Raw genomic sequence first — 13,100 nt, forward strand, 5'->3', positions numbered from 1 at the left:
CCCAATTGTAACAGTGGGGTTTTAAACACAGTCAACCATGAGGGGATATTACCAGGGCTATGACCATAGGGCAATTAGATGCGTTCGCTGAGGTATTTGGACGTGAGCAGGGTTGGTTATATGAATTGTATACAGAAGAATGTTTATCGGAGCAGAGAATATCGCGCCCACGATTAATTCCTTATTTGACTCGATGCGTGGAGGTTGGGAGAAAGGATTGCATAGAGGCTGCCGTTCCCATATTGCTGGAGAATCCGAAAAATATCTCAATTTTGTTTGCACTTGCAGAACAGCTATATGAGAAAGGGCAACGGAAAGAATCGGTGTCCTTTTATGAATATGTCATTGAGAATGAGAAAGATAGCTTTTCTGACCACTTTGTGATGAGTCAGTACAGGCTCTTTCGAATAGTCGTACAAGGAACGAATTTTGAAGAAAATTTGAAAGCAGTTATTCGATTTGATCCGTATCGAAGGCGCTTACCGGAAAATATCCAGTTGGATGCTCTTCTGCAATTGGCCAATGTTTGTTATACGTTGCATAAGTGGAGGCAAATGGAGCATTATGCAGATGAATTAAGAGAATTGTCTACAATTGTCTATGAGGATGAGTTGCGGAGGCGAAAAAACAACATACCGAGTGAAATGTTAGCAACAGAACGTCATCTGGTTGTGTACTATGGACAATCATTTCTCATTAAAAGTATAGCATTAGAAAAACAGGAGTTGTATGTAGAAGCGAAGCGATATGTTGAAGGATATGCTGATTTAAGCTGGTTTGAACTCTTGGATGAAGTTGGACAAATCGAGGTGCAGAAATTTCGAACATGGGCAACAGCCAATTTGTACACATTGAATATCCTGATGGGGGATGGTGACGTCATCCCTGAGTATATTCAATTCCTGGATGATCATCCAAAAGAAATACTTTCCGGTTTAGTAACAATTGTGAAAGCGGCCAATGAACATGGTTTTTCCATCGATTCAATATTTGATAAGTTTGCAGAAAATATAGATAGTTTCATAGGACGCATAGACGCTATCGGCATGAGTGAACATATCCAGTTTCGGAATGAAATGGCGAAATACTTACTAGAAAAAGAGAAGTATGCAGAGGGGCTTAATGAAACGTTTCAGTGTCTCTCTTTATCGGATATTACTAAAAACTATAACAATTATAGCAGTTTGTTCAAATTATGGGTGTGGGTATCAAAGTCGTTAGTGGATAAGCAACAAAGTAGGCAGGGTGATATATGTTAGGCTAAAAATATCCGAATTAGAGGATATTTTTCTATTTGGATATTAGAAACTGCTAGTTCCTTTAAAATTCATAAAATAAAAAACAAGGGAATTATGCTATATGGGGGGCGCAAGGGACATTGTATCGGTCGCTGCGGTCAGAAATCGAACAAAATCGGAAAAAGCATGGCTACACATTAAGCAAGCTGGGTGAATTAACGGGCATTAACCCCGGGAGTTTGAGCGAGATTCTCAATGGTAATCCGCCGCGTGCAATCACCATTGGTCAGTTAGACGCGCTAGCCAAGGTGTTTGGTCACGATCCGGGTTGGTTGTATGAATTATACACGGAAGAATGCATATTAGAGGGGAGAATATCGCGCCCCCGATTAATACCATACTTGATTCGATGCGTGGAGGTTGGGCGAAAGGATTGCATAGAAGCTACTGTCCCCCAAATGATGGAGAATCCGAAAAACGTCATGATTCTTTTTGCCCTTGCAGAACAGCTATATGAGAAAGGGCAACTGAAAGAGTCGGTGCCCTTTTATAAATATGTGATTGAGAATGAAAAAGATAGCTACTCTGACCACTTTGTAATGAGTCAGTATCGGTTATTTCGTGTTGTACTTGGGACAAATGCAGAAGAAAATTGGGAGAATGTCATTCGGTTTTCTCCTTACCGAAACCGGCTTCCTGAAAACTATCAACTCGACGCCTTATACCAATTGGCGAAGATCTGTTTCGCTTTGCAAAAGTGGGAAAGATCAGAGCAGTACGCAGACGAATTAAGGCTTCTGGCAGACACTGTTTACAGGCATGAATTGGACAGGATGAAAAGAAACAAAAAAGGCGAATCTCTGAAAACGGAGCGCCATCTTGTCTATTATTACGGATTGGGCCATTTATATAAGAGCGTTTCACTGGAAATGCAAGGACTGTATGAAGAGGCGAAGAAGTATGTGCAAGTTTACGCTGATTTAGGATGGTTTGAATTACTTGATGAAGACGGACGTAAAGAGGTAGAAAGATTCAAGGTATGGGCAAAGGCGAACTCCTACACATTGGAGGTGTTGTCTGGCAATAGTAGCATCATTGAAGAGTACGCTGACTATCTCGATAGTCTTCCCACCAATGAAGTTCTTGCTGGTTTAAATGCCATTATGAAATCCGCTAACACCTACCATTTTTGCGTGGATGAGATTTTAGAGCGCTTTGCCTCCCAAATTTCTAGTTTCGATCAATTTACAGAAGCAATAGGATTGGATCGACATCTTCGGTTTCGATATCAGATGGCTATTTATGAGTTTGGTAAGGGAAGGATAGAGAGAGGAATTGAAGAAACGATATATTGCCTTTCACTAGCGGATTTGACGAATCGACACGACGAGACCCTTACATACATAGCACTGTTTGGATGGTTAGGGAATATGAATAAGCGAATAGGTAACCAAAACAAATTAGGTGACTAGTATACTGTTAGGTCATTGTGAATATATCGTAGGTTGATGAAACATCCTCTGTCAGGATGTTTTTTTATTCCGTTTTTTGCAGTTGGTAAAAACTCGCATATCATTTTATGGTTAATTATGTAACAAATCTCAAAATAAGGAGTTGGGGGTGATAATCTATGAAGCAATAGAAATCTAAGAACATCTCTAAAAAGAGGAGCCACGAATAATCTGGTGGTAAAGGAAGTAGGGTGAGTCTTATAGCAGCAATTGCATTTAAAAAGGGCGTTCCACCCCTTCGACAGGTTAAAGGAACGCCCGCAGGAGGAGCAGTTAAAGCTCCTATAAGTAAATGTATCACGCTACCTCTAGATCGGGAAGGAGTAACCTATCACGATATTGATCATTTGAAAAACATTGTGGAACAATTGCGAGAACAATTGGTGCAAATGTATTTAGAGAAGAATGATTTCTTGAATGATGAAGTCGTAGCATTAAGCCAGCAATTGGATCAGTACATTCTGGTAATTCAATCTAAATGCTATTACCTTGAGTAAAATTCTGGTCGGGGGGTTGAGGTATGCGAAAAGTTATTTCAAGTATTGTATGCGCATTGACCTTAGTTGTTTCAACGTTTTCATTTGGTCACGGATATGCAGCTGAAAAGCAGGAAAAGGTGATGTATAAAACTGAAATGAAATCAGAGAAAGAACTTCGTAAAGATGCGTTGGCAGGAAAAAAAGATTATGACTTTAAGGACATTAGATTCCAGTTACATGATGAGAAAGGGAATGTAGTTAAAGACCTAACTAAATATAGTCACTATACCGTTCAAAAATTAAAGGAAACACAAGTAGGTCAGCAGGTAATTAGCGATTATGTACTTTATGCAGTTTCAGATCCGTCTGATTATGATAACCGCGATCAGGATTCTAACCCAGCTCTAAACTTTCAACAAACTGTTTGGATGTGGACGAGCATCATTAAGGAAAATAATATAGATGTTTGGGGAAAAGCTACTCGTTATGAAGCAAGATGGGATCTACTAGATAGAAACGGTTTAACAATAAAATCAGGAGAATTTACAGCGAAAGCATATGGTAGAAGTAAATCTAATGGTACAACCTTAAATTACAGTGATCCAAAAACGTACACCCCACCAGCTTGGGGGACAAATTATGTCAAGAAGCCGACATGGGATTACGTTCGGATTGACGATTCATATGGTGTTTTCGGTGCTAGATTGAAAACCTCCTACACTGCTCGTACATCCACCGGTACACTGTACAGCACTGTTATTGTTGGTAGCGGCAGCATTTCATGGTAAACACCATGAGTTAACTCTACTCATTTTCATTCAAGGAGGTTGTACAATGAAAAAGGTTATTGCAAGTATGATTTGTGCATTAGTCTTAGCTGCTTCAACACTTTCATTTGGTCATGGATATGCAGCTGAAAAGCAAGAAAAGTTGCTGTATAAAACTGAGATAAAATCAGAGAAAGAACTTCGTAAAGATGCTTTGATAGGAAAAAAAGACTATGACTTTAAAAACGTGAAATTCGAGTTAAAAGATGAGAAAGGGAATGTAGTTAAAGACCTTACTAAATATAGCCACTATACAATTCAAAAATTGATGGAAAGACAAGTAGGTCACCAGGTAATTAGTGATTACGTACTTTATGCAGTCTCAGATCCTTCAGGATATGACAATCGGGACCAAGATTCTAACCCAGCTCTAAACTTTCAACAAACAGTTTGGATGTGGACAAGCATTATTAAGGAAAATAATATTGATGTGTGGGGTAAAGCTACACGTTATGAGGCTAGATGGGATTTACTAGACAAGAATGGTTTAACAATAAAGTCTGGAGAATTCACTGCAAAAGCTACTGGAAATAGTAAATCTACTGGAAAATACATGAACTATAGCGATCCAAAAACGTACTTTCCTCCTTCCTGGGGCCAAAGTTATGTTAAGTCACCATCATGGGATTATGTCCGCATTGATAATCAGCTTGGAGGATTTGGAGCCCGTCTAAAAACTTCTTATACCGCACGAACGTCAACGGGTACCATCTATAGCACGGTTTCTGTAGGGAGTATAGCTTGGTAAGATTCCAACATGAAAGTGAACGGTCTTTGATAGGCCGTTCATTTGATTTCATATCTTTAAACTTGAAAACTAATAGAATGGATTACGATGAATATAATACTTGCTGTAGCATAGACTTAATCATACTTTGAGATAGGAGGTTTACCTTTGAAAAAAACGATACTAGTATTTCTTATTCTCCCACTTCTTTTACTCGGTGCTTGTTCCGAAAAGGAATGGTCCTACAAGTACGAAGGAGCTACTGACAATTGGAATGGAGTTACTGAAATTTTTCACGATAAAGAAAATGGTGCACGCTTTGTAGGTAAAATTAAGTATTTAGGAAATGGTGATGTTAAGAAGCTTAAATTTATTTCTGAATTAACCCAAACAAGTCAACAAACAGGTAGTGTTCAAACCCCCAATTTTAAAGAGGGTTATATCATCATCTTTCAAGATGTACCTAACACGGATAGCACCAAAAATTATTTTAAGAATGGAGTAACGGACGAAGAAGTAAAATCTTTTTTTGGTGACTATCCTGTTTTCAAAATTGATTGGACTGATGAGGAAGGTATAGATCACACCGAAACTATTTACCTAAAATATGTGGCTCAATAATAAAAGCAACAATGGCTAGGAACCTTTTGATAGCTTCCTAGCCTGTGTTTGACAAGCGGCTTTGATGTTCAAATCGACAAAGGTACAAAACTGTTCAAGGACCTCTGGGCGCAAGCACCTGTTACTCAACCCGCCCTGTTTAGTGGTATCAATTATAACAAAACTGTTACTTCAAACGGTGTAACCTACAAAAACTACATCTGGACAAAGAACTGGGGAACTTGGGCGTTGTACAAATATACACCTCATGCTTTGGACATTAATCTGCTCCCAACAATCGGTGGAGGTAACTATTTGTTCTATCAAATATTTAAGGGATATTGGGGAACAGATTGGACATAACAAGATTGGGAAGCAACCTTCATTAAAGAGTGAAGGTTGCTTCCGCACATAGAGGAGGATAAGATATGATTCATGCTCGATATATAACCTTATTTTTTGGGTTGATCTCTTTTTTTGTGTTGATCATGGGGTGCTCCGAACGTACTGGTACCCCGGTGAGCGAAACAAATTTGAAATCTATTTTTCCAAAAGAACAACTAAAAGAAATATGGGTACAACTCTATCGTGAAGACTCGATAAAAGCTCAACCAGAACTAATTGCTGAGTACTTCGAAGATCCAGACTTAAACAAAATCCTGAATTGGATACATGAAGGGGTAATAAGCGACTTTGAAGGAACCATTGCTTCCCTGTCTATATTGCAGTTTGAATATGGAACGAAGGAAGGTGCGGCAGAGGCCAAATATATAATGTACGCCGCAACCAAAGAGGGGGGTTACTACATCAAACCATTCAATATAACTCCTCATTTTGATCTTGATTCCTACAAACAAGAAGATGGAGACAAATTAATATCCTTATTGGGCAAAACAGAGTGGTACAAAGTTGAAAGAGCGCCCTATTGATTTATAAATCTTGAATAAAAGCATTTAAGGAAAGTGCTCATTAATTCGTGATCATGTTGGCTATAACAAATCAGTTTATACTACCAGTGTAATGGCAAAAGCAGATAATAAGGCGATCAAGGTAATCAGACTGAAAGGTTTTTAGAATGATTTAAGAAAGAAATGTTTTTATGTCCCCCTTTTATTTTAAGCAAGAAATAGGGTGTCTTATTTGCCACCTAACGTTCTTTGGTGGAATTGTACCGTACTTCAACCATACCTTAGTCTTTAAACTCCGTTAAAATCTGAGACACGTGCATGGCATCCACCAATGTCGCAAGACGGCATCGAGCAAACAAGCTATATGGGCATGGATATTGTCCATTGCTTCTGTGGTGAACACGGGATGCTCGCTGCCTACCAGGGCCAACTGGTGCTCCATATAGTCTCTTGTTTCCTGAATTTCTAATCCACTCAAGTGAAAACGGACGTTCATCCGTTGCGTTATGGTAACGATCTGCCGGACGCTGTTTGAAACTGTTATGCACTTTTTGATGGTAAGCGACTTCCAACCATGCAGTAAAAAAACGGTTCAAATCCTACAAGGTCTGAATTTTTCCCTGTTCGATAAGGTCTTAGGTTTCTGGAACAAAACTCTGGTCAACAAAAGTACCAAGGCGAGCACAAATGCGTGCAAAATGGATGGAGGAATAGATTGCTCCATTGTCGACATAAATCATTTGAGGATCGCTTTCTTTAAGCAGTCTTCTAATCTTGGGACACGCTCTTCAAGGTAAAACTGCCCATGTACGATGTAGCGAGAATAGTCGTCGATGGACACGACGAAGTATGCCATCTTTTTCTTACCTGTTTTTTCGGACTTCGGCAAATAGAGCGTATGCTGGACATCGCCTTGCCAACAAGCTCCTAATGAATGCCGAACCAAAGACTGTTGGAATGGCTGGAAAACCTGAGGAAATCAAAAAAACCTTAGGAGAACCCTCTAGAGAGTTTATGGATGACTCAGGTGATCATACGTTTATATTGGAATATGAAAACAATGGAAACCTACTAAGATTTACGTTTGATTCAAAAGAAAGTCCAGTAAAGTATGTTACCCTTCGAGTCCAATAAACCAGACTATCTGGCTTATTGTGGCCTGAATTCTGAAAAATTAGTCCATAAAAAAAGAGACGGTTCTCCCGCCTCTTCTCTTTTACTTGTGTACCCCAGTTGACTCTGTTTTTCTACCATTCCGTTTCCGTTTTGTGTTCAATTATGTGTACGACTTTTGGTTCAACTGCTTTCATCATTTCTTTCAGTGATTGCTCGGTGATCGGTACTCCATCACCTTGAAGTTGTCCTCTAGCCTGTGTTTCTGCAATCACATTAATCACTTGTTGTTTCGTGACATTTTTAGATGCTGCAATCTCCACAACAGTTTTACCTTTTGTTAATTCTTGTTTTAATTCTGTCGGGCTGATTTTTAGTAAAGCAAACAGTTTTTCATCGTTTAAAAAGTTATCAGCAGTATAATCAGGCTTACCATTTCTAGAGAATAGGCCTTCTACTTTAATGTTTGAAGGTGTATCAGAAGGTGTATCAGCTGTAGGAATACCTACGATCTTAGTAAGACTAATGGTATTGTCCTGAACAAAAACCTGGAAGACCGGTTTATCGAACATCTCATTGGTGTAATTCAACATCCATGTTTTTTGGTTTGGATTCTCCATTTGCTCGATAGCAACCTGGTACGTTTCGACGTTTCCATACATTTTATCAATAAGATCATTTACCTTCGCCTTGATTTCCTGATCGGTTAACGTAATGAGTGACTTCTCCTTAGGCTCCCAATTCTCTTGAATCACGTGTTCAATCTCATCCGTACTACCGTTTGTATGGAGGGTAATCTTTTTGCCGGTTCCTCCTTTTTCCTGTAGTACGATACTTGTTTGCTTCACGCTGATTACATTTTTCCCTTTGGATACATCACCTTGAACGTTGCTTGCATCGATAATCTCAAACGATTTTGTTTCAGGATATGCGAGATACAGCTTCTCAAGCGTTGATTTGCCAACCTCATCCACCTTGACTTGTTCAGTAGTCATCGGTGTTCTTGTAGGCATGTCAGTCACGGAAGAAGCCGCAAATGCTGCAGCTGGAATCAAAATCGCAGTAGCAACGATTCCACCAATTAATTGTTTTTTCATAATTACTTCGCTCCTTTTTGTTGTAAATAATGTGAATCGGATTGTTCTATTTGTTCTCTGAATAAGCTGCTTACACACTATATTGCCTCTTTAGCGGAAAAAGGTTCGGTTCATATTTTATTTTTTGCATCGTGAAACTAATCAATCGCTTTAGTAACTTAGATAGGTTCAAACTATTTTATCTATCTTTTTGTAGGAAGGAGATTACTAATGATTAGCTTTATGAATTTTAAATCTACAAAAAAAATAGCACTAGCTACTATTGGTTTTATAACTATTGCAGGGCTTGCTGTTTACTATATAGGTGACTTGAAAAAACAAAATTTTCTTTATTCCAGTGATTCAGATTATAGAATAGTTTCTGGTGAAGCAATGTTTACCGAGACATTCACTGACGTGGAGGGTCTAGCTGAAAATGCAGATATCATAGCCGAAGCTGAAGTTATTTCTCAAGAAAATAACCCTAATTATGAAAGACTAGATGTGTATACAGTCTCTGAATTAAGATTAACGAAAGTCTATAAAGGTGATGTAGAGATAGATGATACAGTATCTGTACTGGAAACTGGAGGGGAATTCGATGAAAGAGAGGCGGCCAAATATTTCGCAGGAAAGCCAGGATCTAAATTAGTGAATGATGATAATGGTGAACCCAGAATGACATCGGTAGGGATTGCAGGAAGTATTCCTATGAAAGAAGGAAATAAATATTTTGTTTTCTTAACAGAAGATGACGATGACGTCTATAACATAGTAGGGTCAGTTCAAGGAAAGATAAAAATTAATAGCGAGAACACTCTGGTTTCACAAGTTTCTCCAGAGACAATAGATCAGCATGGTGATCTTTATTTCCTCCAGGAAAGTTATTCAGGGCAGAATATTTCAGAACTTAGAAACGAAGTTGAACAACTCATTGCTTCCTCTCCCAATTAGCACCCCAAAGTCTCTCTCAACCGCAAGATTATTACGAAGTAGATAGAAAAAGAAGATAACGGATTGGTATGGGAGTTTTTTTGCTATTACTAAAAGGTTGTGAATGGTTATCTGGCGTGTTGGAAAAGTTTTGTATCAAGTTCGAAATAAAAGGATGGAGAGGGATTGCGATGGAGGACATTATCGTAGAGCCGGGAATAGGGGTTGGCCCCATAAAGTTAGGAATGACTAGGGAAGAAGTAAAGGCTTATGAGCAAGAATGGCCGCTGAAATATGTGACATTTCTGATACAGTATGAGGAGAACAAAGTGAGTTTTATCGAAGTTCCCATAGATACATACAATTTCAGCGGAGGATTCAGTTGTTTTGTTTACGGTATCGATGTGGTTCATACAAAGGCGACACAATTAGCGGAAAAAATCGATAAGATATCAAATTATACGCGGGATGAAGGTGCAAAGTGGGGCGACAGATACGCTTTTCCTGAGATAGGTTTAGGTTTTTGGCGAGATGTTGTCTTAAATGAAGAAGATTTAGAAACAGAAGAATTTAAAAATTTGGACCCAGTAATACAGGAGGATAGTCTAAGGAATCAATATTTCAGTACCGTTTTCGTCATGTATCCAATGGTTTAACAGGGGGCATATTCAACAAGGTAACAAGAAGCCTGCGTTAAGGATGCGATTTCTCGCGTCTTTTTGGTCACATATGACCTCCAATTGCGAAATTAATCCCGATAGTGGCAATGAAAAAAAGGCCATCTGCTTGGTTGTAATTACATGGGGGAGGTTGTTTCCATGCAATACTATTCATTCCTCGTCTTTGTGATTTTCCTTCATATCACGAAAGTGTATAACTTCATCGAGAGCAGACTCAGCCCGTTCGATTTCGCCATAGTCGTTGGTATGGGAGTTTTTTGGCTATTACTTAAATGTTGTGAATACTTATCGGGCGTATTGGAAATGGTATGTATCAAATTCAAAATGAAAGTATGGCAATTGTATGTGGTCGCATTGATTTTGTATTTTTTATTTTAGTTTCTTACTGTATTCCCTACTCTCTCGACCTGTTATAGAGGAGGAATGGAAGTGAAAAAAATAGTCATCGCGATTTTCATAATATCTATTGCAGGGGGGGTTATCCTAAAAACTCTATACTCTCCTGAAAATACAGTAAGGACCGTCATAGACAATATAGCAAATGGCACACAAAGCCACGTGCAAATGAAACAAGATCAAATTGAATTAATTCGTTCCTATTTTGAATTTGCCGCTAAGAATAATCTAAAATCACCCGAAATTTCAGTTAGACAAGTCGAAGGAACCGGAGATCATATACAGCTAATCGCAGAGTTTCTAATGATAGATTACGATGAAAATAATAGAATTCGAAAAGTGTATGCAGGAAATCTCCTTTTCACCTTACAGAAATCTTCGTTTTATAAGTGGGAAGTAATAAACATCGAGGAAAAAATGAAACTTAGCCTTTAGGTGGAAAGGTTTTGTAATAGTATTCACCCGTTTCTGTTCAGGGGACGGGTTTTTCCATGTTTCATATTTTTTCGCCTATGTATCGTGAACCAAACTCCGCGTTCTCGTGAATATACAGTAGAGAAAACGAGGGGAGGGAACGCTGTGGATGAGTGGGAGTTGATTGCTAAATGCCAAGAGGGCGAGCCTGAAGCTTTCGAACAATTGGTCAAGCCCTATCTGGCGATGGCATACCGGACAGCGTACTTGATCATTCATGACAAGCATCTGGCACAGGACGCCGTTCAGGAAGGGCTCATCGAAGCGTATCAGCACATAGACCGACTCGATAAAAAACGGGGAGTGGCCTTTCGCAATTGGTTATACCGGATTATTACGTTTCGGGCTCTGAATCTGGTACGCAAGCAGAAGCCTGTGGTGGAATACGAAGAGATGATCCCGGAAGAAGCGTTAACGCCGCTGGACAACGTGATCCAGCGAGAGGAGCAGCATCAAATATGGCAGGCGATTCGCAGCATGAGGGCGGAGCATCGCGCGGTCATTATTCTTTACTATTACGAGGGCTTCAGCGTGTCGGAGATCGCCAAAATTACGGGTTCCTTTGAGGGGACGGTCAAATCACGGATGCACAAGGCCAGGAAGCTGATTGCGCAGCAATTGGACAAGGAATGCATTCCATCTGATTTTTTGCGGGAAGGGGCAATGACGCATGACTAACGAGGAGCGGCAAATTCAAGAGACGCTTAGGAAAGTAGCGGGAGCTGTCGAGACGCCGAGTTTTCAAATGCCAAGCCAGAATAACGCGTTGCAGGTGGGAAGGCGTCCGTTTTACCGAAGCAAAAGATGGGCTTCCATCGGCATCGCTTCCGCTGTCGTACTCGGGCTGCTCGGAACCATGCAAGTGTCCCCAACGTTTGCGGCCTATGTCAAATCGATCTTTGCACAAGGTGTGTTCAACGACGAAGGACTGCAACAGGCGGCGAGACAAGGCTTCTCCGAAACATCGAATCTTTCTGTTACGGATCAGGGGATTACCTTGGAGGTAAAGGAAATCATTGCTGATCCGGCGCAGGTAATAGTAGCTTTAATGATAAAACAGTCGGATGGCCAGCAGCTCGGGCCTGAATGGAAGACAGCAAGTAACTCTCAATTCAATGGAGTTGAATTGTTGGATGCCAAAGGGACGGTCATTTCTGACAAGTGGGGAACAGCCTTTGAAGATAATGTCGGATTCATCCGGTTTATCCTTGGGGAAAAAGGACAAGAGCCCCTTCCGAAAACGTTGTCGATGCACTTTGATGAAATTGGAGATATAAAAGGAAACTGGAAGCTGCAAGTTCCGATTACGATGGCAAAAACAACGGCCGCAACGACTGTGTTGCCTGTCAATCAAACGCAAGTGACGAAGCATGGATTGAGGATGACCTTACATCAGATCGTCAACACGCCAACGACCACCCGAATTGAGTTGGAAACACAATGGACAGAGGCGGCCAAAAAACAATTGGAACAAGAAGCGAAAAAGCTAACCGGAAAGACGACGAACCCTGATTATGCTCCATTTCTTCCGTATCAGCAATATATGCTGGGATATTATTACGAGGAGGCAGATGGCAGCAAGGGGAAGGAAAGGCGCAAAGAAAGATCCCATCCCATTGATCGCTATGGACATTTCCACTGGATTATGGACGACGATCCGTTGCCAAAAGGCAAATCAAAGACGCTTGTCATAAACAGCTTCCACAAGGCAATACCGTATGATATGAGTGTCACCTTCCGGCCAGATGAGTTGAACAAGAAGCCCGTAATGAAACAAGTGGGAGAAGATATCTTCACGGTGAAAGGCGTCCAGCTGGCAAAAGATAAATATTCGGAAAAACAGCAAATAGAAATGGAAGTCGAGGTACTATCCAAAGATATTTCCGATATTTATTTGCCTTGGTGGGTAGCGCAAGACGGGAAGGGAACCACTTACCGTGCTAGAAGGAGTACTCAATCCACGGGACCCGTTGACCAGTCTGGACGCGAGAGAGTAACATACAAATTTTTACTGGAGGACAGCAGGAACTCGGAAGAAGACGAAATAACCAAGCTCCCGGAGAAGCTCACCCTACGACTGGATGCTGTTCAAAAAAAATATCCACTCGAGTGGAGAATTCCCGTTACTCATCCATAAA

The 13,100-nt window shown here is 40.2% G+C and carries 13 protein-coding genes; 12 read left to right on the forward strand and 1 reads right to left on the reverse strand.

Translation table 11 applies throughout. The annotated features are described in order from the left end of the window. The first annotated feature begins 59 nt into the window (after nt 1–59). The 7 genes from KB186_RS14570 (at nt 60) to KB186_RS14600 (ending at nt 6,311) form a co-directional block, all read left to right on the forward strand. Entirely contained in the window at nt 60–1,259 is a 1,200-nt protein-coding gene (locus KB186_RS14570; protein ID WP_232773870.1) for a tetratricopeptide repeat protein, read from the forward strand. 98 nt (nt 1,260–1,357) lie between these two features. Then, nucleotides 1,358–2,710, forward strand: coding sequence for a helix-turn-helix domain-containing protein (locus KB186_RS14575; protein WP_232773930.1), 1,353 nt, complete (start codon nt 1,358–1,360; stop codon nt 2,708–2,710). Nucleotides 2,711–2,940: 230 nt separating this feature from the next. Beyond that, on the forward strand, nt 2,941–3,246 hold the full coding sequence (locus KB186_RS28450) for an aspartyl-phosphate phosphatase Spo0E family protein (RefSeq protein WP_173610342.1): 306 nt from the start codon (nt 2,941–2,943) through the stop codon (nt 3,244–3,246). A 23-nt stretch (nt 3,247–3,269) separates the two neighbouring features. Further along, nucleotides 3,270–4,016 carry a hypothetical protein gene (locus KB186_RS14585; protein ID WP_173610343.1) on the forward strand — a complete coding sequence of 249 codons (747 nt, stop codon included), beginning with the start codon at nt 3,270–3,272 and terminating at the stop codon, nt 4,014–4,016. Nucleotides 4,017–4,062: 46 nt separating this feature from the next. Further along, entirely contained in the window at nt 4,063–4,803 is a 741-nt protein-coding gene (locus KB186_RS14590; RefSeq protein WP_173610344.1) for a hypothetical protein, read from the forward strand. Nucleotides 4,804–4,950: 147 nt separating this feature from the next. Next, the gene (locus KB186_RS14595; protein WP_232773871.1) at nt 4,951–5,403 is read left to right on the forward strand and encodes a hypothetical protein; all 453 of its coding nucleotides are present in this window, start codon (nt 4,951–4,953) and stop codon (nt 5,401–5,403) included. A gap of 407 nt (nt 5,404–5,810) precedes the next feature. Beyond that, nucleotides 5,811–6,311: a hypothetical protein gene (locus KB186_RS14600; RefSeq protein ID WP_221867302.1), complete on the forward strand. Its 501-nt coding sequence runs from the start codon at nt 5,811–5,813 to the stop codon at nt 6,309–6,311. A 1,226-nt stretch (nt 6,312–7,537) separates the two neighbouring features. On the opposite strand, the gene KB186_RS14610 is transcribed toward KB186_RS14600, so the two are convergent. Next, entirely contained in the window at nt 7,538–8,500 is a 963-nt protein-coding gene (locus tag KB186_RS14610; protein ID WP_232773872.1) for a hypothetical protein, read from the reverse strand. Between the two features lie 210 nt (nt 8,501–8,710). Here KB186_RS14610 and KB186_RS14615 point away from each other — a divergent pair, with 210 nt between their 5' ends. The 5 genes from KB186_RS14615 to KB186_RS14635 all read left to right on the forward strand — a co-directional run bounded on the left by KB186_RS14615 (nt 8,711) and on the right by KB186_RS14635 (nt 13,099). Continuing rightward, nucleotides 8,711–9,433: a hypothetical protein gene (locus KB186_RS14615; RefSeq protein WP_232773873.1), complete on the forward strand. Its 723-nt coding sequence runs from the start codon at nt 8,711–8,713 to the stop codon at nt 9,431–9,433. 170 nt (nt 9,434–9,603) lie between these two features. Beyond that, nucleotides 9,604–10,068 (forward strand): hypothetical protein, encoded by a 465-nt coding sequence (locus KB186_RS14620; RefSeq protein ID WP_173610349.1) that lies wholly within the window; start codon nt 9,604–9,606, stop codon nt 10,066–10,068. A 453-nt stretch (nt 10,069–10,521) separates the two neighbouring features. Next, nucleotides 10,522–10,923, forward strand: coding sequence for a hypothetical protein (locus tag KB186_RS14625; protein ID WP_232773874.1), 402 nt, complete (start codon nt 10,522–10,524; stop codon nt 10,921–10,923). 144 nt (nt 10,924–11,067) lie between these two features. Next, nucleotides 11,068–11,640, forward strand: coding sequence for an RNA polymerase sigma factor (locus KB186_RS14630; RefSeq protein WP_232773875.1), 573 nt, complete (start codon nt 11,068–11,070; stop codon nt 11,638–11,640). Then, nucleotides 11,633–13,099 (forward strand): DUF4179 domain-containing protein, encoded by a 1,467-nt coding sequence (locus KB186_RS14635; protein ID WP_173610352.1) that lies wholly within the window; start codon nt 11,633–11,635, stop codon nt 13,097–13,099. The genes KB186_RS14630 and KB186_RS14635 overlap by 8 nt, the downstream gene beginning before the upstream one ends. The last annotated feature ends 1 nt before the right edge of the window (nt 13,100 follow it).

Origin of the sequence: Brevibacillus sp. AF8, from assembly GCF_021270385.1 — a bacterium.
In the GTDB taxonomy this organism is placed as follows: Bacteria; Bacillota; Bacilli; order Brevibacillales; family Brevibacillaceae; genus Brevibacillus.

What these genes read in the sequence shown, in the direction of transcription:
- KB186_RS14635 (WP_173610352.1), top strand. Translation starts at nt 11,633, where the DNA reads ATGACTAACGAGGAGCGGCAAATTCAAGAGACGCTTAGGAAAGTAGCG.
- KB186_RS14600 (WP_221867302.1), top strand. Translation starts at nt 5,811, where the DNA reads ATGATTCATGCTCGATATATAACCTTATTTTTTGGGTTGATCTCTTTT.
- KB186_RS14620 (WP_173610349.1), top strand. Translation starts at nt 9,604, where the DNA reads ATGGAGGACATTATCGTAGAGCCGGGAATAGGGGTTGGCCCCATAAAG.
- KB186_RS14615 (WP_232773873.1), top strand. Translation starts at nt 8,711, where the DNA reads ATGATTAGCTTTATGAATTTTAAATCTACAAAAAAAATAGCACTAGCT.
- KB186_RS14585 (WP_173610343.1), top strand. Translation starts at nt 3,270, where the DNA reads ATGCGAAAAGTTATTTCAAGTATTGTATGCGCATTGACCTTAGTTGTT.
- KB186_RS14570 (WP_232773870.1), top strand. Translation starts at nt 60, where the DNA reads ATGACCATAGGGCAATTAGATGCGTTCGCTGAGGTATTTGGACGTGAG.
- KB186_RS14590 (WP_173610344.1), top strand. Translation starts at nt 4,063, where the DNA reads ATGAAAAAGGTTATTGCAAGTATGATTTGTGCATTAGTCTTAGCTGCT.
- KB186_RS14610 (WP_232773872.1), bottom strand. Translation starts at nt 8,500, where the DNA reads ATGAAAAAACAATTAATTGGTGGAATCGTTGCTACTGCGATTTTGATT.